At 72.7% G+C, this 21,303-nt stretch carries 18 protein-coding genes and 1 pseudogene; 7 read left to right on the top strand and 12 right to left on the bottom strand.

Annotation, left to right across the window (positions count from 1 at the left end; genetic code table 11):
* Nucleotides 1-29: 29 nt before the first annotated feature.
* The gene (locus BJP60_RS04460; protein WP_238439557.1) at nucleotides 30-791 is read left to right on the top strand and encodes an EI24 domain-containing protein; all 762 of its coding nucleotides are present in this window, start codon (nucleotides 30-32) and stop codon (nucleotides 789-791) included.
* Nucleotide 792: 1 nt separating this feature from the next.
* On the opposite strand, the gene BJP60_RS04455 is transcribed toward BJP60_RS04460, so the two are convergent.
* Nucleotides 793-1,197: a histidine kinase gene (locus tag BJP60_RS04455; protein WP_203137837.1), complete on the bottom strand. Its 405-nt coding sequence runs from the start codon at nucleotides 1,195-1,197 to the stop codon at nucleotides 793-795.
* A 244-nt stretch (nucleotides 1,198-1,441) separates the two neighbouring features.
* Between BJP60_RS04455 and BJP60_RS04450 the strand changes: the two genes are divergently transcribed.
* A complete protein-coding gene (locus BJP60_RS04450; protein WP_029152980.1) occupies nucleotides 1,442-1,690 on the top strand; it encodes a WhiB family transcriptional regulator in 249 nt (82 codons plus the stop codon).
* A gap of 92 nt (nucleotides 1,691-1,782) precedes the next feature.
* On the opposite strand, the gene BJP60_RS04445 is transcribed toward BJP60_RS04450, so the two are convergent.
* The 3 genes from BJP60_RS04445 to BJP60_RS04435 are packed head-to-tail and all read right to left on the bottom strand — an operon-like array spanning nucleotide 1,783 to nucleotide 5,348.
* Nucleotides 1,783-3,288, bottom strand: a complete 1,506-nt coding sequence (locus BJP60_RS04445; RefSeq protein WP_203137836.1) for a sensor histidine kinase — start codon at nucleotides 3,286-3,288, stop codon at nucleotides 1,783-1,785.
* A gap of 9 nt (nucleotides 3,289-3,297) precedes the next feature.
* Complete coding sequence (locus tag BJP60_RS04440) at nucleotides 3,298-4,584, bottom strand: AAA family ATPase (protein WP_203137835.1); 1,287 nt, start codon at nucleotides 4,582-4,584, stop codon at nucleotides 3,298-3,300.
* A complete protein-coding gene (locus BJP60_RS04435; protein WP_203137834.1) occupies nucleotides 4,581-5,348 on the bottom strand; it encodes an SAF domain-containing protein in 768 nt (255 codons plus the stop codon). The genes BJP60_RS04440 and BJP60_RS04435 overlap by 4 nt, the downstream gene beginning before the upstream one ends.
* A 98-nt stretch (nucleotides 5,349-5,446) precedes the next feature.
* On the opposite strand from BJP60_RS04435, the gene BJP60_RS04430 reads away from it, so the two are divergent.
* The gene (locus BJP60_RS04430; RefSeq protein WP_203137832.1) at nucleotides 5,447-5,707 is read left to right on the top strand and encodes a helix-turn-helix domain-containing protein; all 261 of its coding nucleotides are present in this window, start codon (nucleotides 5,447-5,449) and stop codon (nucleotides 5,705-5,707) included.
* Nucleotides 5,708-5,726: 19 nt separating this feature from the next.
* Here the strand turns inward: BJP60_RS04430 and BJP60_RS04425 are convergent, their stop codons facing one another.
* A complete protein-coding gene (locus tag BJP60_RS04425) occupies nucleotides 5,727-6,350 on the bottom strand; it encodes a hypothetical protein (protein WP_203137831.1) in 624 nt (207 codons plus the stop codon).
* Nucleotides 6,351-6,506: 156 nt separating this feature from the next.
* Between BJP60_RS04425 and BJP60_RS04420 the strand changes: the two genes are divergently transcribed.
* Nucleotides 6,507-6,959, top strand: coding sequence for an Rv3235 family protein (locus BJP60_RS04420; RefSeq protein ID WP_238439556.1), 453 nt, complete (start codon nucleotides 6,507-6,509; stop codon nucleotides 6,957-6,959).
* Nucleotides 6,960-6,992: 33 nt separating this feature from the next.
* Here BJP60_RS04420 and BJP60_RS04415 read toward each other — a convergent pair whose 3' ends face one another.
* Entirely contained in the window at nucleotides 6,993-8,255 is a 1,263-nt protein-coding gene (locus BJP60_RS04415; RefSeq protein ID WP_269467743.1) for a pyridoxal phosphate-dependent aminotransferase, read from the bottom strand.
* 70 nt (nucleotides 8,256-8,325) lie between these two features.
* On the bottom strand, nucleotides 8,326-11,142 hold the full coding sequence (gene secA / locus BJP60_RS04410; protein WP_203137830.1) for a preprotein translocase subunit SecA: 2,817 nt from the start codon (nucleotides 11,140-11,142) through the stop codon (nucleotides 8,326-8,328).
* A gap of 280 nt (nucleotides 11,143-11,422) precedes the next feature.
* On the opposite strand from secA, the gene BJP60_RS04405 reads away from it, so the two are divergent.
* Nucleotides 11,423-13,003, top strand: coding sequence for a stealth family protein (locus tag BJP60_RS04405; protein ID WP_203137829.1), 1,581 nt, complete (start codon nucleotides 11,423-11,425; stop codon nucleotides 13,001-13,003).
* A 6-nt stretch (nucleotides 13,004-13,009) separates the two neighbouring features.
* Here BJP60_RS04405 and BJP60_RS04400 read toward each other — a convergent pair.
* Nucleotides 13,010-13,947, bottom strand: a pseudogene (locus tag BJP60_RS04400) (phosphodiesterase).
* A gap of 190 nt (nucleotides 13,948-14,137) precedes the next feature.
* Here BJP60_RS04400 and BJP60_RS04395 point away from each other — a divergent pair.
* Nucleotides 14,138-14,734, top strand: a complete 597-nt coding sequence (locus BJP60_RS04395) for a PadR family transcriptional regulator (RefSeq protein WP_203137828.1) — start codon at nucleotides 14,138-14,140, stop codon at nucleotides 14,732-14,734.
* A 71-nt stretch (nucleotides 14,735-14,805) separates the two neighbouring features.
* Entirely contained in the window at nucleotides 14,806-16,149 is a 1,344-nt protein-coding gene (locus tag BJP60_RS04390) for a hypothetical protein (RefSeq protein WP_203137827.1), read from the top strand.
* A gap of 78 nt (nucleotides 16,150-16,227) precedes the next feature.
* Here the strand turns inward: BJP60_RS04390 and hpf are convergent, their stop codons facing one another.
* The 4 genes from hpf to mtrB form a co-directional block, all read right to left on the bottom strand.
* Nucleotides 16,228-16,893, bottom strand: a complete 666-nt coding sequence (gene hpf, locus BJP60_RS04385) for a ribosome hibernation-promoting factor, HPF/YfiA family (protein WP_203137826.1) — start codon at nucleotides 16,891-16,893, stop codon at nucleotides 16,228-16,230.
* A 136-nt stretch (nucleotides 16,894-17,029) separates the two neighbouring features.
* Nucleotides 17,030-17,722, bottom strand: coding sequence for a ComF family protein (locus tag BJP60_RS04380; protein WP_203137825.1), 693 nt, complete (start codon nucleotides 17,720-17,722; stop codon nucleotides 17,030-17,032).
* Between the two features lie 101 nt (nucleotides 17,723-17,823).
* Nucleotides 17,824-19,548: an LpqB family beta-propeller domain-containing protein gene (locus BJP60_RS04375; protein ID WP_203137823.1), complete on the bottom strand. Its 1,725-nt coding sequence runs from the start codon at nucleotides 19,546-19,548 to the stop codon at nucleotides 17,824-17,826.
* A complete protein-coding gene (gene mtrB / locus BJP60_RS04370) occupies nucleotides 19,545-21,302 on the bottom strand; it encodes an MtrAB system histidine kinase MtrB (RefSeq protein WP_203137822.1) in 1,758 nt (585 codons plus the stop codon). Before mtrB ends, BJP60_RS04375 begins: the two co-directional genes overlap by 4 nt.
* Nucleotide 21,303 lies beyond the last annotated feature (1 nt).

Raw genomic sequence — 21,303 nt, 5'->3', positions numbered from 1 at the left:
GGCCCGTCGCGTCCGCCTATCCTGGACGCGTGCGCGAGTTCGGGCGGGGTGTGCGGACGCTGATCGCCGGCTTCGGCTGGTGGCGGCATCATCCGGGCGTGATGGCGGCGGGCCTCATCCCCGCCGCGATCGTGGGACTCGTGCTGGCGGGCGCGCTCGTCGGGCTCGGTTTCGCCCTGCCGGGCCTGCTCGAGGTGATCACGCCGTTCGCCGACACGTGGGACCCGCCGTGGGCGGATCTCCTGCGATGGCTGCTGGCGATCGCCCTGATGGGCGGCGCGATCGTGCTGGCGATCACCACCTTCGCCGCGCTCACCCTCGTGGTGGGCGAGCCGTTCTACGACCGGATCTGGCGCTCGGTCGAGCGCGACCTGGGCGGCTCCGTGCCGGACGCCCCGTATGGGATCGGCAGCTCGATCGGCGATGCTCTCGGACTGTTCGGCAAGGGCCTGCTCTCGGCGCTCTGCGCGGGCCTCGTGGCGCTCGTGCCGGTCGTCGGCGGCGTCGCGGGCGCCGTCATCGGGGCGCTGCTGAACGGCCGCGTGATCGCGGACGAGCTCGCATCGCGGGGACTCACCGCGCGCGGGCTCGACGCGAGCCGCCGCGCCGCGCTCCTGAAGGGCAGCCGGACGCGCGTCCTCGGCTTCGGCGTCGCCGTGCACGTGTGCTTCCTCGTGCCGGGCGCCGCGATCGTCGTGATGCCGGCGGCCGTCGCGGGGGCCGCGATCCTCGGCCGGCACCTCGCGGGCGAGCCGACCGCCGTCCCGGCGGCGGCGCCGACCTCGCGCTGACTCAGTCCTCGCGCGCGACCCCGCCGCTCGCGGCATCCTGCGCGTGCGCCTCGCGCGCGGCCAGGAACAGCAGGACGAGTCCCGCCACCGCGGGCAGGCCGAGCGCGACGGCCACGCCGACATGGGGGAACTCCCCCGAGAGAGCGCCGACCGCGACGGCCACGATCAGCAGCTGCGTCACGACGCCGCCCGAGCGTCCCCACGACCGGCCCCGCCAGGTCGCGGCGGCGAACGCCGCGACGGCGACCGCCCCCAGCAGGGTCAGCACGATCAGCGCGATCGCGCTGACGGGATCCGTCGTGTCGGCACCGGCGAGAGCGACGACCTGCCAGGCCGCGAGCGCGAGGATCCCGACGGCCTCGAGCGCGAGCAGCACGGCGGCGATCCGGGCGATCCGGCGAGGCATCGCACTCTCCTCACGGGTTCGTGGGCGTACAGACGATTCGAAGGCGCGCGCGCAGATTGACCCTTGTGCTCGACACCCGGCTGTACCAAAATTGTTAACGGCATGTTTCCCACAACGTGGTGGGTCGTGGGCCCAGGCTCACGCCATGACCAGCGTATCCGACCCGAATGGATGCGCTTCCCACCCTCGAAAGCGAGCGTCCTCCGCTCGAATCGAACCCCACCACATTGCGAGGAGCATCAGCATGGATTGGCGCGACAAGGCGGCCTGCCTGACGGTCGACCCGGAACTCTTCTTCCCGGTCGGCAACACCGGCCCGGCAGTCGACCAGATCGAGAAGGCCAAGTCCGTGTGCGCACGGTGCACCGTCACCGAGGTCTGCCTGCAGTACGCCCTCGAGACCGGTCAGGACTCGGGCGTGTGGGGCGGCCTCAGCGAGGACGAGCGTCGCGCGCTCAAGCGCCGCGCCGCTCGCGCGCGCCGCGCCGGCTGACCCGCAGTCGCCGCGCACGGCACCACAGCCGCAACCGCATCACAGCAGACAAGAGGCGCCCTCCGCGGAGGGCGCCTCTTGTCATGTCCGGGCTATCGCTTGATCCACTTCAGCGGGATCTCGATCAGCACCTCGGTGCCGCTCTCGATCTGCCCGCCCGCGGGCGGCTCCTCGCCGCTCAGCGTGCGCCACTCGATCGAGCCGCTGAGCTCGCCCTGGATCAGCGTGCGCACGATCTGCGTGCCGAGTCCGCGCCCGACCGTACCCTCGGGCAGGCCGCTGCCGGAGTCGCGCACGCGCACGACGAGCTGCTCCTCGTCGCGCTCGGCGATGATCTCGACCTTGCCCTCCTGACCCTTCAGGCCGTGCTCGACGGCGTTGGTCACGAGCTCCGTGAGCGCGAGCGCGAGCGGCGTGGCGTACTCGCTCGGCAGCACGCCGAACTTCCCGATCGAGTGCGTGTGGGCGAGCGTGTTCGGCGCGGCCGCGACCTCGGCGACCAGCCGCAGCACGCGGTCGAACACCTGGTCGAAGTCGACGTTCTGCGACAGCCCCTCCGACAGCGTGTCGTGCACGACCGCGATCGCCGCGACGCGCTGCATCGCCTGCGTGAGCGACTCGCGCGCCTCCTCCGACTTGGTGCGACGGGCCTGGATGCGCAGCAGCGACGCGACGGTCTGCAGGTTGTTCTTGACGCGGTGATGGATCTCGCGGATCGTCGCGTCCTTTGTCAGCAGCTCCTGCTCCTGGTGGCGCAGCTCGGTGACGTCCCGGCACAGCACGATCGCACCCGTGCGGTTGCCGTGATCGCGCAGCGGGATCGCCCGCAGGGACACCGTGACGCCGCGCGCCTCGATGTCGGTGCGCCACGGAGCGCGGCCCGTCACGACGACCGGCAGCGACTCGTCGATGTCGCGCGAGGCGGGCAGGATCCGGCTCGTCACCTCGGCGAGCGCCTCGCCCTCGAGCTCGTCCGCGAAGCCGACGCGGTTGAACGCCGACAGCGCGTTGGGGCTCGCGAACGTGACGACGCCGTCGACGTCGAGGCGGATGAGGCCGTCGGCCGCGCGCGGCGCGCCCCGGCGCGGACCGGTCGGCGCCGACAGGTCGGGGAAGTCGCCCGTCGCGATCATCCGGAAGATGTCGTCGGCGCAGTCGTTGAACGTGATCTGCTGCCGCGACGGCGCGCGCACGTCGCCCAGGTTCGTGTGGCGGGTCAGGACGCCCATCACGGTCTGCTCGCCGTCCAGCTTCCGCACGATCGGCACGGCGCGCACGCGCGTGGGCGTCTCCTCGAACCACTCGGGGCTGGAGGAGTCGATGATGCCGGGCGACGTGAACGCCTCGCGCACCTGCGCCTGCCACTGCGGGCGGATCCGCTCCCCCACGATGTCGCGGTAGAACAGCGTGGCCGCGCCGCCCGGTCGCGTGTGCGCCACGGCGACGAAGGAGTCGTCGGATGCCGGCACCCACATCACGATGTCCGCGAACGACAGATCTGCGAGCAGCTGTCCGTCGCCGGCCAGGCGATGGAGCCACTCGACATCCGCCTCGCTCGCGATTCCCTGGGCGTAGACGAGGTCACTGAGGGTCGACACGCCTCCAGCTTATGTGTCGAGGATCGCCGCTCCCGGCTCGCCGTCCGCGTGGAACGTGCGGCGCCGCAGCCGCCCGGCCCCGGGAACCGCCGGGCGCAGTTCCCGGGCTTCCGAGCGGGGTCGCAGCTGGGCGGACAGGCGGCGCACGGCCTGGCTGAGCCCCGACCGCGGTGCGACCTCGCCGACGGGCCGCGCCGCGAGCAGGGCGGCGTCGGCGGCGCGGCGGTCGTCAGGCACGAACGAGACCTCCGTGATACCCGAGAAGCGCTCGAGCGCGCGACGCACCTGCCCGCGCGGATCGATGCCGAGCGGGCCCGAGCGCAGCCTGGTGACCACGACCCGCACGGGCGTCGCGCCCACGACGTGACGCAGCTCGGCATAGCCGCGCACGAGGCGGGAGAGCCCGACCGGGTCCGCCGCGCCGACGGCCACCACGTGGTCCGCGACGCTCAGCGCCGCGAGCGTCGCCGCGTTGCGGCGCGGTCCGTCGAGGTCGCTCACGATCTCCTCGTCCGCCTCCAGCGCGGAGGCGACGTCGACGATCACGACGTCCGCCCAGTCGCGGATCACCGCGAGCGCGGCCGCCACGCGCGGCCCGGACAGCTCCGGCCAGCGCGAGACGCGGTTGATGCCGGTGAGCACGTCCACGCGCCCATCCGGGTCGCCGAGCGGAACGCTCACGCGCAGCAGCTCGCCCGCGTCGAGCAGCCCGAACTCCGCCTGTCGGCACGCGGCCGCGAACCCCGGGCTCTCGTCATCCAGCCCCGCGGCGATCGCGAGCGACGGCGCGCGGCTGTCCGCGTCGACCAGCGCCACGTGCGAGCCGGCGCGCGCGTGCTCGACGGCGAGCTCGATCGCGAGGGTCGTGCGACCCGGCGCGCCTTCGGGGCCCCACACCACGACGATCCGGCCGCGCTCGCGCTCCTCGGCGGCGGCCTCGGCGATCCCGCCTCCCCGTGCCGCCGCGACGATCCGCCACCCCGGCGCGTCCGAGGGCAGCGGATCGGTCAGGCCGAAGCCGCGCGCGGCGCGCACGTCGGCCGCCCGGTCGGCGAGCACCACGATGCGCACGCCGTGCCGATCGCAGTGCGCGACGAGCGCCGCGCTCAGCGCTCCTCCGGCCGCGAGCACGAGCGCGTCCGCCTCCGCCAGGCGCGTCGCGAGGTCCGAGACGGGTTCGTCCGCCGCCGCGAGCTCGTCCGGCTCCGCGAGCGCGAGCACCGTGACGCCCTCGTCGCGCAGCTCCTCGGCGATCCGCTCGGCGTCGGAGCGCGGGGCGACGACGAGCGCGATCACCCTTCGTCCTCCTCGGCGGGAGCGTCCTCGGTCGGCGCGTCCTCGGCGGCTCCGGCGCCGCCGGCGGGAGCGTCCGTGGTCGTGGGCCCGGGGAGGGCCGTTCCTCCGCCGCCCGCCGTGGGCACGGCGGAGAGCACCGATCCCGCCGCGACGGCCGCGAGCACGTCGGCCACGCGGGCGCGATCGACCACGAGCTCGAGCGCCGCACCGCCCGACGCCATCACGCCGTCCTCCCGCGTGACGCGGGCCACCACGGCGTCGGCGACGAGGATGCGCGGGGCCTCGAAGGCGCCCGCCTCCTCCGCGGGCGGCGTCTCCCACAGTTCCACGAGCGCGCCGCGGTCCACGCCCGCCGGCACGTCGACGGAGCTGCGGACGACGACCGACGTGCGGTCGCTGCGTTCCGCCGACCCCGTGGCGCCCGTGGGCAGCAGCTCGCCCTGTCCGATGGTCCGCAGCGCGACGAGCCCCTCGCCGATCGCCTCGGGCGCGACGTAGGCATCCTGCGCCTGGCCGAGCGCGACCTCGACGACCGTCACATCGGCCGCCGTGATCGCCTGCCCGGGAACGAGCGTGCCCGACGCCGCGAGCACCGGCACCGTCTGCCGCGCCGCGCCGACGACGAACCACACGCCCGCGATGGAGGCGGTCACCAGGAGGAGGCCGATCACGAAGCGGGCGTCGGCCCACACCCGGCGCGTCGGACGCGGCGCCGGGGACGACACCCGGCCGGTGCCTGTCGGAGGGACGGTCATCGTGCTCATGCAGGCATCGTCGCAAATCCGCCGGGGCCCGACCGAGGTTCTCCACAGGCCCGGATGTCGTCCCGTCCACCCCGGGAGGCGGCGCCCATAATGGGGGCATGGTCGACGATCCCCCACGCCGTCACGTGCCACCCGCTCAGGTCGCCGAGCTGCTGGGCATCCGCGTGGAGGAGGTCATTCAGCTGGTGCAGGACGGGCGGCTGCGCGGCGCGCGCCTCGGCTCGCCCGCGCGCTGGCGCGTCGAGCACGACAGCGTCGCCGAGTACCTCGACGCCCAGGTCGAGGAGGCACGTCGCATGGCGCTGTGGCGGCAGTCGAACGCCGCGAGCTTCCCCGAGCTGTGGGGCAGGAGTCGCTGAGGCGACAGGCCCCCGGTTCTCACACGACGGGCACGCCGGCCGCCGCGTCGATCCGCACCCAGGCGATCGCGGCGAGCGGCAGCATGCGGTAGGAGCGCACCTCCGAGGCGCGTCGCGGCGCACCCGCATCGTGCAGCGCGAGGTCGAGGTGGTCCGCGCCGACGCGATCGACCGTGCCCGTCAGGATGCGTCCGGAGGGGCCGTCGCTCCCCGACGCCGTGCCGATCGCCACGCCCACGCGCCGGCGGGCGAGATCGCGCATCGCGAGCGCGAACGTGACGCGCTCGGCGAGCCGATCGCCGTGCTCGACCGGGCGCGCGCTGCTCAGCAGGTCGCCGTGAGCGGCCTGCACGGCGCGGAGCGCCGGGATCGGAGCAAGCAGCAGCCGGTGCCCGCCCGCGTGCTCCGCCGCCGCGATCCAGTCGGCGCCGACCGCGGAGATCCGCACCTCGACGCACAGCCCGTCCGCCAGTTCGATCGTGAGGGGCGCCTCGGCGTCGCGCGCCAGTCCGACGAGCCGCGCGCGCAGATCGACGCGCGCGAGCCGGAGCCGCTCGGCCTCCGATTCGAGGGCGGCTCGCTCGGCCTCCCATTCGGCGGCGAGCTGATCCTCCAGATCGTCGAAGAAGCGCTCCCATCGCACGGGCCGAGCGTAGGGCACGGCTCGGCGGCCCCGTGGCGGCTGTCCACAGATCCTGTGTCCTCCTGCGTCTCCACGGACATACGTGCCGACTCCGGACGCCGCGACGCGCGGTGCTGGACTGGCGACTCGTTCCGCACCGATCATCCGGGGGTCTCGATGTCCCAGCCGCTGTCGTCGCCGCGACCGTCCTCAGCCGCCGCGCACCCTCCGCTGCGCAAGCTCGCCGATGTCGAGGAGCACTTCGCGCGTCAGCACACCTCGAGCGAGCGGCTCCCGGAGCCCGAGCCGCTGCTGACGGCCCTGACCCGCGGCGTGCTGGAGGTGCTGGCGGGCGTGCGCGAGCCCGAGCAGCTGGCGCGCTGGCTCACGGACGAGCCGTATCGGTCGCTCGTGACGCGCGCCGGGTTGGCCGTGCGCGCGCGGAGTGCGCGCCGCCAGCCGGCCCTGCGCCCCGTGTACGCGATCCGGTCGATCCGGCACTCGTCTCCCGCGGACGGCGTCGTGGAGGGCGTGATCATCGTCGAGACGCCGCAGCGCACGCGCGCGGTCGCCATGCGTCTGGAGGGCATGGACAGCCGCTGGCGCGCGACGAGCCTGTCGATCCTGTGAGCCCGGATCCCTTCGCCGCCCGTGCCGTGACGGCTACTGCTTGTAGGAGCTCAGGAAGTTGCCGAGCCGCTCGACGGCCTCGGTCAGCACGCGCGCCTCGGGGAGCGTGACGATGCGCAGGTGGTCCGGCGTCGCCCAGTTGAACCCCGTGCCCTGCACGAGCAGGATGCGCTCGGCGACGAGCAAGTCGTAGACCAGCTTGGCGTCGTCGCGGATCTCGTGCACCTCGGGATCCAGGCGCGGGAACGCGTAGAGCGCGCCCTGCGGCTTGACGCACGAGACTCCCGGGATCTGCATCAGCTTCTCCCATGCCGCGTCGCGCTGCTCGTGCAGGCGGCCGGACGGCGCCACGAGCGCATCGATCGTCTGCACGCCGGTCAGCGCGGCGAGCACGGCATGCTGCGCGGGCACGTTCGGGCACAGGCGGGTGGACGCGAGCAGCGTGATGCCCTCGATGAAGCCCTTGGCGTGATCCTGCGGTCCCGTGATCACGAGCCAGCCCGAGCGGTATCCGGCGACGCGATACGTCTTGGACAGGCCGTTGAACGTCAGGCACAGCAGGTCGGGCGCGACCGATGCCATGGGGATGTGCTGGGCGCCGTCGAACAGGATGCGGTCGTAGATCTCGTCGCTCAGCACGAGCAGCGAGTGCTCGCGCGCGATGTCGGCGATCCCCTCCAGCGTCTCGCGGGAGTACACCGCGCCCGTGGGATTGTTCGGGTTGATGACGACGATCGCCTTCGTGCGGTCGGTGATCTTCGAGCGGATGTCCTCGAGGTCGGGCTGCCACTCGTTCTGCTCGTCGCACAGGTAGTGCACGGGCGTGCCGCCCGACAGGCTCGTCATGGCCGTCCAGAGCGGGTAGTCCGGGGCGGGGATGAGCACCTCGTCGCCCTGATCGAGCAGGGCCTGCATCGTCATCGTGATGAGCTCGGACACGCCGTTTCCGAGGTACACGTTCTCGGGGTCAACGAGCGGGAAGCCGGGCGTTTCCTCATAGCGGCTGACGATCGCGCGCCGCGCCGACAGGATGCCGCGGCTCTCGCTGTAGCCGTGCGCGGTGGGGACCGCCGCGATCATGTCGCGCACGATCTGGTACGGCGCCTCGAAGCCGAACACGGCGGGGTTGCCGGTGTTGAGTTTGAGCACCGTGTGCCCCGCGGCCTCGAGCCGGGCGGCCTCCTCCAGGGCGGCGCCCCGGATCTCGTAGAGGACGTTCTTCAGCTTCGAGGAGTGATCCAGCGTGCGCAGCCGGCGGCCGCCGGGCTGAGCGCTGATCGGGGCGGGGATGGTCATCGCCCCAGGATATGCCGAGGCCCACCGGTCCACGTTCGCACGCGTGGACCGGTGGGCCGGGGCGGAAGGGCTACCGCTTCTTGGCGGCGCGGCGCTGCTCGCGGTTCATCGGCGCGCCCTGCTGCGCGGCGGCATCCGCCGCCTGGCCGAAGGCGCTCGCGCCCGGACCGGTCTGCGGGGCGGTCGCCTGCGTCTGCCCGGCCGGCTGGGCCGTGCGGCGCACGCGGTCGGTCGCGGCCTTGTTGACCTGACCGCGGTCGTTGCGCACCTCGACCTCGCCCGCGTCGTTGGGCGCGGAGTACTCGAGCTGCTGATCGGCCGGCTGGTCGGACAGGCCCTTGGCCTCGACCTCGGCCTGCGCCTGCTCCCCCTCGCCCACGCGGCGCACCTGCACCTCGAGGTTGAACAGGTAGCCGACGGCCTCCTCCTTGATCTGCCCCATCATCGCCTGGAACATCGAGTAGCCCTCGCGCTGGTACTCGATCAGCGGATCGCGCTGCGCCATCGCGCGGAGGCCAATGCCGTCCTTGAGGTAGTCCATCTCGTACAGGTGGTCGCGCCAGCGGCGGTCGAGCACCTGCAGCACCACGCGGCGCTCGAGCTCGCGCATCGCGGCGGTGCCGAGCGTCTCCTCGCGCTTGTCGTACGCGATCTTCGCGTCGCTGAGCAGCTCGCGCTTGAGCCCCTCCGCCGTGATGCCGCCCTTGCGGCCGCCGGCCTCGGCGACGACCTCGTCGATCGTCACGCCCACGGGGTAGAGCGTCTTGAGCTCCGTCCACAGCGCGTCGAAGTCCCAGCTCTCGTTGTGGCCGCCCGCGGTGTGCTCGTCGACCACCGCCGTGATGGCGTCCTCGATGAAGTGCTGCACGCGATCCGCGATGTCGTCGCCCTGCAGGATGTGGCGGCGGTCGGAGTAGATCGCCTCGCGCTGACGGTTCAGGACGTCGTCGTACTTCAGGACGTTCTTGCGCGCCTCGGCGTTGCGCGACTCGATCGCGGCCTGCGCGTTCTTGATGAGGTTCGACACCAGACGCGACTCGATCGCGACGTCGTCGGGAAGATCGGTGCGCGCCAGCAGCGCGTCGGCGGCGCCCGACTGGAAGCGGCGCATCAGGTCGTCCTCGAGGGACAGGTAGAAGCGGCTCTCGCCGGGGTCGCCCTGGCGGCCGGCGCGACCGCGCAGCTGGTTGTCGATGCGGCGGGACTCGTGGCGCTCGGTGCCGAGCACGTAGAGACCGCCGACCTCGACGACCTTCGCGGCCTCCTCGGCCACCTCGCCGCGGACCCGCTCGAACACGACCGCCCACTCGGCGTCGTACTCCTCCGGATCCGTGCCGGCCGGGTCCATGCCCTTGGCCTTCATCTCCTGCACGGCGAGGAACTCGGCGTTGCCGCCGAGCATGATGTCGGTGCCTCGTCCGGCCATGTTGGTGGCGACCGTGACGGCGCCGAGGCGACCGGCGCGCGCGACGATCTCGGCCTCGCGCGCGTGGTTCTTGGCGTTCAGGACCTCGTGCCGGATGCCCTTCTTCGCGAGCAGGCGGGACAGGTACTCGCTCTTCTCGACGCTCACGGTGCCGACCAGCACGGGCTGGCCCTTCTCGTGACGCTCGGCGATGTCCTCGACGACCTGCGCGAACTTGCCCTTCTCGTTGCGGTAGACGAGGTCGCGCTGATCCGAGCGGATCATCGGCTTGTTGGTCGGGATCGGGATCACGCCGAGGGTGTAGGTCGACATGAACTCGCCGGCCTCGGTCTCGGCCGTGCCCGTCATGCCCGAGAGCTTGTCGTACAGGCGGAAGTAGTTCTGGAGCGTGACGGTCGCGAGCGTCTGGTTCTCGGCCTTGACCGGCACGCCCTCCTTCGCCTCGATCGCCTGATGGATGCCCTCGTTGTAGCGGCGGCCTACCAGGATGCGGCCGGTGTGCTCGTCGACGATCATGACCTCGTCGTTCATCACGACGTAGTCCGTGTCGCGCTTGAACAGCGCGAGCGCCTTGATCGAGTTGTTCAGGAAGGAGATCAGCGGGGTGTTCGCCGACTCGTACAGGTTGTCGATGCCGAGGTAGTCCTCGACCTTCTCGATGCCCGCCTCGAGCACGCCGACCGTGCGCTTCTTGATGTCGACCTCGAAGTCGACGCCCTCCTCGAGCGTGCGCGCGACCTTCGCGAACTCCGTGAACCAGCGGTTCGCCTCGCCCGACGAGGGGCCGGAGATGATCAGCGGGGTCCGGGCCTCGTCGATCAGGATCGAGTCGACCTCGTCGACGATCGCGAAGAAGTGACCGCGCTGGACGAGGTCCTCCTTGCGCCACGCCATGTTGTCGCGCAGGTAGTCGAAGCCGAACTCGTTGTTCGTGCCGTACGTGATGTCCGCGGCGTACTGCTCGCGACGCACGGCCGGGGTCTGGCCCGACACGATCACGCCGGTCGTCATGCCCAGCGCGCGGTACACGCGGCCCATCAGCTCGGCCTGGTACGACGCGAGGAAGTCGTTCACGGTGATGACGTGCACGCCCTTGCCCGCGATCGCGTTGAGGTAGGCGGGCAGGGTCGCGACGAGCGTCTTTCCCTCACCCGTCTTCATCTCGGCGATGTTGCCGAGGTGGAGCGCCGCGCCGCCCATGATCTGCACGTCGTACGGGCGCATGCCGAGCGTGCGCTTGGCCGCCTCGCGCACCGCGGCGAACGCCTCGGGCATCAGGTGGTCGAGCGACTCGCCGGCCTCGTACCGCGCGCGCAGCTCGGCGGTCTCGCCTCGCAGCTCCTCGTCGGTGAGCTGCGTGTAGTCCTCCTCGAGGGCGCCGACGGCGGCGACGACCTGCTGAAGGCGCCGGCGCACGCGTCCCTCACCGGCGCGGAGCAGCTTCTCGAAGGGATTGGCCACGTGATGTCTCCTCGTCCTCGGCCCTCGCCCGGGTCGAGCGGCGGCGCCGTGCTCCCGCCGCACGGCGACGGGCATACGGACCCATGTTATCCGTCCGTGACCTATGCCGCGGCTGGGTGGCTCGCCGTCCGAGGAACTATGATCTGTGAACCGGCTGCTCCGCGCCGGCAGCGCCGCATCGTCCTCGTTCCGGATCCGAGGCTGGACTCGACGTCCTCCGGATCCCTCCCTGCACCGGGAGGCGGCGGCGCGACGGACCTTCTCCTGACAGAGGTGATCGATGACGCTTGTGGACTCCACCCCGTGGCGACCCGACGAGACCGTCCCCGCCCGAGAGCGCTCGGCCGCCGAGGCGCGTGCGGGGCTGGCCGACGCCGTCCGGATCGCGGGCGGGCTCCCGCACCTCGTCGCCACCGCGACCCCCGCGCAGGCGGAGGCATCCGACCTGCTCGACCTGGCCGCGCTGCTCGAGGCCCGCGGGCTCGAGCCCTGGCTGCTGCGCCGGTCCAGCGGAAGACCCGCGCTGGCGCTTCCCGACGCCCAGCGCCCGGCGGCTCTCGCCGCGCTGGACGAGGCGGCGGAGGCCGCGCCCTGGGCGGCCGCGCGCCGCGAGGGCGGCACCGTGCGGCCGCTCGCCGCGGGCGCGGCGCGTGCCTTCGGCCGGGCGGACGTCGCCACCGTCTTCCGTCCTCGGATGGTGCCGTCCGGATCGCTGCGGTACGGCGCGGAGTATGGCGTGCGTCTGGAGTTCTGGCGGCGCGAGGGCGGCATGCTCCACGCCCCGCGCCCGAACGCCCTCACCCGCCGCTCGCTCGCGGTCGACGATCTCGCCCTCGCCATGGTCGAGCGTCACGGCCGCACCTGGCCGACCATCGAGGGCATGTGGACGCCGGGGGCCAACGAGTTCACGGAGCCGGTCGACATCGTCTTCTCCTGGGTCGACGGGTCCTCCAGCGATTTCCAGCGCGAGCGCGCCAAGCGCATGAACGCGTACGTCGTCGGCGACGGCGACGACCACGCGGCCCGCTATCGCCAGATCGACGAGCTGCGCTATGCGCTGCGCAGCGTGCACATGTTCGCACCGTGGGTCCGCACGATCTGGATCGCCACCGACAGCCCCGCGCCGTGGTGGCTGCGCGAGGATCCGCGCGTGCGGGTGGTCCGCAGCGAGGAGTTCTTCGCGGACACGTCCGTGCTCCCCACGCACAATTCGCACGCGGTCGAGGCGCAGCTGCACCGCATCCCCGGCCTCGCCGAGCACTTCCTGTACTCGAACGACGACATGTTCTTCGGGCGCCCGGTGCGCCCCGAGCTGTTCTTCACCGCGGCCGGCCTGACGCAGTTCGTCGAGTCGGACGTGCGGATCGGCGTCGGAGCGCCCGGGGAAACCCGCAGCGGCCACGACAACGCCGCGCGCGTGAACCGCGCGCTGCTGCAGGACCGGTTCGGGCGGGTCATCACGCGCGACCTCCAGCACTGCGCCACTCCTCACCGTCGCAGCGTCATGTCGGAGCTCGAGCGCGAGTTCCCCGAGGACTTCGCCCGCACGGCGGCGGCGCGCTTCCGCAGCGCGACGGATGTGTCGGTCACCAACTCGCTGTACCACTACTACGCGCTCATGACCGGGCGCGCGCTGCCCACGACGGCGCCGCGCACCGCGTACATCCAGACGACGCTGCAGTCCTCTCTGCACCGCATGGAGCGACTGCTCGCGCGACGAGACGCCGACATGTTCTGCCTGAACGACGGCAGCGTGCCCGAGCTGCCGGAGGACGTGCGCGAGCGCGCCGTCCGCGATCTGCTCGAGGCCTACTTCCCCGTGCCCGCGCCGTGGGAGCGGCTCTCCCCCGGCGAGGACTGAGCCGACTCAGCCGCGCGCCGGCACCGACGGCGAGGCGATCCGCTCCCACCGCGCCCTGGCGGTCGAATCCGGGATCACGACCCCGGCGTCGGCGAGCCGTCGCCGCGTCTCCTCGGCGGTCGTGATCTCGGCGGGAGCCGCATCCGCGAACGGCACGACCGAGTGCACGACCGTCTCGTCGTACACGTGCACGAGGTTGTACGACTGCCCGCCGTCCCGCGGGCGCATCCCACCGTCGCCCACCCCCAGATCCTGCGTGTAGCACGTCGCGGATGCGACCGAGACGGGGATGCCGGCGAACGTCGCCGAGGTCGAGAAGTGCACATGACCGGCCAGGATCGCGCGCACGTCGCTGCCGCGCAGGACCGCGGCGAGCCGGTGCTGCTCCCGCAGCTCGACGAGGGTCGCGAGGTCGAGCACGCACGGAACGGGCGGGTGGTGCATCGCGAGGATCGTGCCGTGCGGGGCCGGGATAGACAGCTCGAGCGTCAGCCAGTCGAGCTGGGCGTCGCTGATCTCCCCGTGATGCGCACCCGGCACCGACGTGTCGAGCACGATGACGCGCAGCCCGTCGACGTCGTACACGGCGTCGACGGGCGCATCGCCGGATCCGTCGAGCAGCTCGCGGCGGAACACGTCGCGGTCGTCGTGATTGCCCATCACCCAGATCACGCGGGCACCGAGGCGCTGCGCGGTGGGCTCGACCGCCGCACGCAGGCGCGCGTACGACTCCGCCTCCCCCAGGTCGGCGAGATCCCCCGTGAACACGAGCGCATCGGGGCGTCCCCCGATCGCTCGAGCTCGGCCATGATCCGCTCGACGTTCGCGGCCGCGTCGATCCCGAAGACCCCCGTCCCGGAGCGCAGGTGGGTGTCGCTGAGGTGGACGAGCATGTGACTCGGGCGAGCGTATTCGGCGATCCGGAACGCGTGCGGGTCGGACATGCGCGCGATGCTACCGACACGTTCCGTGATTCCGGTGACCACACGGTGACGAGCAGGCAAACCGCCGCCGACCGCCTTCCGATCCGTGCGACGTCGTCGCCGCGATGCCGGACGGCCGCCCGGCGGGAATATTTGCCTGGTATGCATTTTCCCGGTATGCATATCCTTTGAGCGAGCGGGAGGAGTCGGGATGTCGGTGCGTCAGAGCCTGCTCGCGATCCTCGACCAGGCGCCGTGCTACGGCTATCAGCTGCGCGCGGAGTTCGAGCGCCGCACGGGCGGCACGTGGGCCCTGAACGTCGGGCAGATCTACAACACGCTCGAGCGCCTCGAGCGCGACGGGCTCGTGACGCGCGTGGCGGCCGACGAGCAGGGCCACGTCTACTGGCAGATCGCCGACGCGGGCCGCGCGCAGGTGCGCGCGTGGCTGTCGACCGCCGTCGACCGCGGTCAGGCCGCGCGCGACGAGCTCGCCATGAAACTCGCGCTGGCCGCGACCCTTCCGGGCGTGGACGTCGCCGCCGTGATCCAGGCGCAGCGCAGCGCGACGCTCGCACGCCTGCAGGAGCTGCAGCGCACGAAGCAGGCGAATCCGGACCCGGACACGCCGGAGGCGATCGCGTCCTCGCTCGTCCTCGACTCGATGGTCTTCGCGGCCGAGGCCGAGGTGCGGTGGCTCGATCACAGCGAGCGGCGGCTGGCGGCGCATCCGGATCACGCGCTCGCACTGGATCTGTCGACCGAGCGCCCGCGGCGGGGCCGCCCCGCACGCGCCGCCGTCGCGTAGCGCCCGAACGAGCGTTCCGCCTGCGGCGAAGCACTCGGTCGCGCGTCGCCGTCGGACCATAGGATCGACGCATGGCCGGATTCTGGGGCAGGCGCAAGCGCGAGGAAGAGGCGGCGCGACAGGCGCAGGACGACGATCTCGCGCGGCGCGCCCGCGCGGCGCTGGTCGGCGCCGACGAGCGCATCCGCACGACGTCCGACGAGCTCGAGTTCGCGGTCGCCGAGCTCGGCGAGAACCCGACGAAGGCGCTGCGCGAGGGCCTGACGGCCGTGCGGACGCACCTGTCCGAGGCGTTCCACCTCCACCAGCTCAATCACGACGAGATCCCCGACACGGCGGAGGAGCTGCGCACGCGCAACGCGCGCATCATCCAGCTGTGCGAGTGGGCGGAGGATGTGCTCGACGAGCGGACGGAGGCGCTGCGCGACAAGGTCGCGCTCGTGCGCCAGGCGCCGCAGATCATCGAGGGGATCCGGGACGACGTCGAGCGGCTGCGCGCGCGCCTGCCGCTCACGCGCGAGACCGTCTCGCGGCTCGCCGGCCGCTACAGCGCCGCCGCGCTGCACCGCGTCTCGGCGAACCCGGACGAGGCCGAGCAGCTCCTGGAGTTCGCCCTGCACAGCGCCGACGTGTCGGTGCGGCGCCGCGAGGCGCGCCGCCCGGAGGAGGCGAACGTCGCGCTCGAGACCGCGACCGAGGCCGTGCGTCGCGCGGGCACCATCATCGACGGCGTCGAGGACTTCGAGATCGAGGCGCTGCGCGCGCAGTCGACGCTCGCCGACGTCATCGCCGACTCGCGGCAGGACATCGTCGCCGCCCGTCCGCTCACGCAGTCCGGCGCGCCGCACGCGGCCGAGGTGAGCGCCGCGGTGGCGGCACTCGAGGCCGCGCTCGCGGCGCTGCCCGGCCCCGGGACGCCGAGCGATCCGTTCGAGGACCTCGCGGCGCTGCGCGACGCGAACGCGGCACTCGACGCGGCGGTCGAGAAGGCCCGTCAGCGCGCCGCCCGTCCGCTGCCGTCGATCGACCAGGTCCACCACGCGGTCGACGCCGCCGACCATGCGATCGCGGTGGCGAACAGCGTGATCTCGGGACACCGCGGCTACATCGGCGCGGATGCGCGCACGCGGCTCGCGGAGGCGCAGCGCCTGCGCGCTGAGGTCGACCCGCTCGTCGTGCCCGAGGACTCCCGCGAGCAGGCGCTCTCCCTCGCCCGCCGGGTGCAGCAGCTCGCGAGCGAGGCGCTGCAGGCCGCGCAGCGCGACATCGACTCGGGACGCCCCGACGGCGACGACTGGGGCGGCGGCTGGGGCGGCGGACGCCGCGGCCGCGGCTACGGCGGGGGCGGCGACATCCTGGGCCCCGTCGTCGGCGGCCTGCTGCTCGGCGGGCTGATGGGCGACATCTTCGACTGAAGCCGGCACCGTGACGCGAAAGGGGACCCGGTCCGAGTCGGACCGGGTCCCCTTCGTTCCCCTCCTGGGCTCGGGTTCCTAGGAGGCGAGCTGCGTGGCCTCGGGCGGCGCGGTGGCGGTGAGCGAGATCACGCCGTAGTCCCAGCCGCGGCGTCGGTAGACGACGCTCGGATGGTCGGTGCGCGCGTCGATGAACAGGAAGAAGTCGTGCCCGACGAGCTCCATGCGGTCGACGGCCTCCTCGACCGTCATCCACTCGGGATCGAACGTCTTGGTGCGGATGACGACCGGGCTGTACTCCTCTTCCTCCTCGCCCTCCGCGACGACGGGGACCTCGCCCGTCGCGACCGCGCGCAGCACGTCCGCCGTGGCGGGCTCGACGTCGATGCCCTCGAGGGACCCGGAGCCCTTCTCGTAGTGCGCGCCGCGCGGATGCAGGCGGCCCGTGACGCGCTTGTCCTTCGCGCGCCGCAGCTGCTCGGCGAGCTTGTCGAGCGCGATGTCGAGCGCGGCGAACTTGTCCCCCGCGCACGCCTCCGCTCGCACCACGGGGCCCTTGCCGATCACCGTGAGCTCGACGACGTCGTCCTCCATGCGCCCGTTGCGATGGCTCTGATGCGTGACCTTGACCTCGAGTCGCAGTGCGCGCGGTGCGAGGCCCGCGATGCGGGCGCTCTTCTCCTCGACCACGGATCGGAAACGGTCGGTGATCCCCACGCCGACTCCAGAGATGTTCGTTTCCATCGTGCCTCCCGTTTCAAGTGAGACCTCTCGGTCCGCACAGTCTCCGGCACCTCGTCCGGATGAGCGGACCTCGGTCGTGTTCCCCCGGGCGAGCCCGGGCTGTGATGCCCTACCGTAGACCGACGCGCGACGCGTGTCACGCACTATCGGCCCATTCGTCGGATTCCGTCGACCCCGGTCTGCTCTGCCGCAGCGGCGTGTCCGCGATCACGGCCGCCGCCACGACGCGGGCTCCGGCCGACTCGAGCGCGCGGCGCGCCTCAGCGAGGGTGGCGCCCGTCGTGAGCACGTCGTCCACGAGCACGATGTCGAGCCCTTCCGCACCCGGGCGAGCGCGCATGCTGCCCGCGGCATTGCGCGCGCGCCCGGCTCGGCCGAGCGCGCGCTGGTCGGCGGTCAGGCGGCTGACGACGAGCAGCCGGGCGGGGCGGATGCCCGCGCGACGGGCGACGAGCTCCGGTACGCGATACCCGCGGCGGCGCATCGCGGCGCGGCTCGTGGGCACGGGGACGACGACGATCGGACGACGCGCGCCGGTCACCGCCGCGCGCAGCGCCTCGCGCAGCGCGGGCGCGAGCATCCGCGCCACGTCGGTGCGGCCGCGTTCCTTCAGCGCCCGCAGCGCGCGGGCCCCGGGCCCCTCGAACGCGAGGCCGCTCCAGACGGCGAGTCCCTGCGCATCACGACGCCGAGGCGCGGGGCGCAGGGCACGGCGGCACGGGGCGCACAGCGCGGTGCCGTGGAGCCCGCATCCCGCGCACGAGACGGGAAGCAGGAGGGCGACGGCCTCGGCGCACGCCTCGCGCGCCCTGTCGCGGATGTCGGCCATCCGCCCAGGATCCCGATCCCGGGCGGCGCCGGGTCCGCTCGTCCGCCGCCGCCCGGGAGACGCCCTCGAGATCCGCGCTGTGGACGAGGGCGCGCGCCGGTTCAGTCGGCGCCCTGCGGCGTCCCCATCTGCGTCGCGAGAACCGACACCTCGGCGCCGGTCTGCTGCCACGAGGAGCCGCGGCGCGTGTAGAGCAGCCCGTCGGCGCCGCGCAGGCGCACGGCGGAGTCGGCCGTGCCGTACTCGATCGTGGCGGTGTCGGTCGGCGCGATCGAGCGCTGCGACGGTCCCCCGACCTGCTGCTCGAACACGTACCAGGTGTCGTCCTGGCCCGCCACGATGCCGAGGCGCGTGTCCTCGATCCACGCGATGGACACCCCGGGCTGAGGGAGCACGGTCGTGCGCGTCGCCTCCCCGAGGCCCGTCGGCTTTCCGGTGCGGTCGCGCCGCACGCTCGCGACAACGACGACATGCTGCCCGCCGCTCGCGACCAGCGCCGCGACGCGCGTGCCGTCGCGCGACATCGCCATCTCGCGCACGCTCGTGGCCTCCCCCAGTCCGTCCGTGATCGCGATCGGCTCGAGATCGGGGTCCCATGCCCGGATCGCGGTCGGATCGTCCGACGGCACCGTCCAGACGTATCCGAACGGGTCGATCATGGGCGGGATCAGGTTCTCCCGCTCGGCGTCGACCTGATCGGGGCTCTCCGAAGTGACGCGGTAGACGATGCCCGTCGACTGGCGCACCGCCGCGGTCCGCTGATCGGGGGCGACCGTGATCGAGTCGATCGTGCCCGCCATGTCCTCGATCGCCTCGCTGAGCCCGTCGATCGGGGTGAGGTCGCCGCCGGAGAGGAAGCCGAACTCGCCCGAGCGGAGCACGAGCGGTCGCGAGTCGGGGCGGGTCTGCGCGGTACGCACCGGCTCCACGTCCACGACCGCATCCGGCTGCTCCGCGATCGTCAGGCGCACGTCCCGCACGTCGGCGTTCGCCAGGCTCTCCGTCAGCTGCGTCATCATGCGCCCGAGCGCGGTGGTGTCGGCGCCCGCCGCGACGGCGTTCAACCCGACGTGCGCGACGCCGTCGGTGTCGACCGGCACCGCATCCGGATCGAGTCTGATGTCCTGCCCGAACGCGCTCGCCACCGACCCCGACAGCCAGGCGCTGGGAGCGCCGTTCACGAGCTCGCGCACCACGTACGTCGCCGTGTTGCCGCTCGCGGGGAACCAGCGCACATCCGGCACGAGGTAGGTCCACGTGGGGTCGAAGTACTGCAGGGCGTGGTCGCTGTAGACGTCGGGGAACTGCTGCTGGTCGAGGATGATGCCCTCCGGCGCCTCCACGATGCGCCATTCGCCGTCGTCGCGCTGGGCGAGCCGGTAGCTCAGCTCGATCGGCCCCGCGGACGAGGTCGCGTACGAGCCGTGCTCGTCGACCGTCGCGGTGGGCGTGACGGTGAGGGTCACGCGCCCGGCCTCCTCGTCGACCTGCACCTCACGCGCGTCGGCGACGTCCACGATCACGCCGGCCTCGGGCCGCCACGAGCCGGCGAGCTCGCCCGCGAGGAACAGGCGGGCGGTCTCCCAGCCGTCGAGCGGCGAGATCGCCGCCTCGATGAAGCCGTTCACGATCTGCTCGGGGGTCGCGCCGCGCGTCGGCGCGATCGCGTAGAGCTGCACGGGCGCCTCGTCGGGCGCGGCCCCGGGCTCCAGGCCCGGGAACACCTCACCGGACGTCGGCAGCCCCGTGCAGCCGGCGAGGGCCAGGATGAGCGCGAGCAGCGCCGCGCCCACCCCGACGCGGCCGCGCGCGACCGGACGACTCATCGCACGTCCCCCTTCTCGGTCCGGCGCGGTGCGACGCCGTCGATGTCGCGCAGGTCGCGGACCTCCCCGATGTCGGTCAGGTGCTCGGTCTCCGCCACGTCGAAGGTCAGGATCGGCTGTGTGACACCGAACGCGGCGTGCAGCGTCTCGTCCGTCGGCTCGATCGGCACGGGCGAATCGAGTTCCACGGGCTGGTCGCCGTCGACCCGCTGGCGCGGCAGCGTCAGCACGAAGTTCGTGCCGCCGCCCAGCTGCGACCACACCGCGAGCGTGCCGCCGTGCAGCCGCGCGTCCCCCAGCGCAATGGACAGGCCGAGGCCCGTGCCGCCCAGCGTGCGCTTGCGCGACGGATCCGCCCTCCAGAACCTGTCGAACACCCGCTCCGCGTCCTCCGGCGACATGCCCATGCCGTAGTCGCGCACGCCCACCGCGACCGCCTGCGGGTTGCTGTCGACCGTGACGACGATCGGCCGGCCCTCGCCGTGCTCGATCGCGTTGCCGAGCAGGTTGCGCAGGATGCGCCGCACGCGGCGCGGATCCATGTCGACCGGAGAGTAGCCGCCGGGCGCCACGAGGCGCAGCTCGGTGCCGTGCTGCTCCGCCACCTGGCGCATCGATTCGAGCACGTCCTCCGCGATATGGGCGAGGCTCGTGGCCTCGAGCTCGAGCTGCACAGAGCCGGCGTCGTACCGGCTGATCTCGAGCAGGTCGGTGAGCAGTCCCTCGAACCGTGCCACCTGCGCGTGCAGCAGCTCGGCGGCGCGCGCCGTCGTGGCGTCGAAGTCCTCACGGCGGTCGTGGATGATGTCGGCCGCGAGCCGGATCGTGGTGAGCGGCGTGCGCAGCTCGTGCGACACGTCGGACACGAACCGCTGCTGCACGAGCGAGAGCTCGGCCAGCTCCTGGATCTGCGACTCGATGCTGTCGGCCATGGCGTTGAAGGACCGTCCCAGGATCGCGAGCTCGTCCTCGCCGTGCACGGGGATGCGCACCTTGAGGTCGCCGGCGGCGAGGCGCGCGCTGGTGGCCGAGGCCTCGATGATCGGAGTGGCGAGGGCGCGCAGCACGACCCACAGGATCGCCATGACGATGAGCACCATCGCCACGCCGGAGCCCCACAGCGTGCGCTGTACGAACAGCAGCGTCTCGGCCTCGTCCGCGAGGTCGTATGCGAGGTACACCTCGTACGCCCCCACGTTGGGCACGCGCAGCTGCTGGCCGACGATGATGCCGGGGATCTCGTCGCCGTCCGTGTCCGTCATCGCGATCGACTGCCACCACTGCGACGTCGCCTGCGTCTGGACGCGCTCGCGCAGGCCCGGCGAGACGGCCTCGGCCGCCAGACCGCCGAAGCCGAAGTCCGGCGGCGCCAGCGCCACGGGGGCGCGGTCGATGCGGAATGCCGCGATCTGGTCGGTCGCGGCGAAGCTGCGCATGTTCGTGGTGACCTGGCTCCACAGCACCTGCATCTGCGACCGGCTGCCGGCGACCTCGGAGGCGTCCAGGGTGCGCTGCGCCTCGCCGACTGCGCGCGACGCGTCGGACTGCACCTCGTCGACGCGCGAGCGGAACAGGTCGTTCTGGATCGCGAGCGCCATCCAGACGCACGCGACCGTGATGGTGACGGCGGTGAGCGCCGTGGTGATGAGGATCGTGCGGAACTGCAGCGAGCGGTTCCACAGCTGCACGACCGCGGCGGGCCATGTGCGCGGCGAGTGCCACACGAACAGCGTCGGCGCCCCTGCGGCGGGCATG

Source organism: Microbacterium sp. JZ31 (assembly GCF_016805985.1).
In the GTDB taxonomy this organism is placed as follows: Bacteria; Actinomycetota; Actinomycetes; order Actinomycetales; family Microbacteriaceae; genus Microbacterium.
This window is presented reverse-complemented; position numbering and strand designations above follow the sequence as displayed.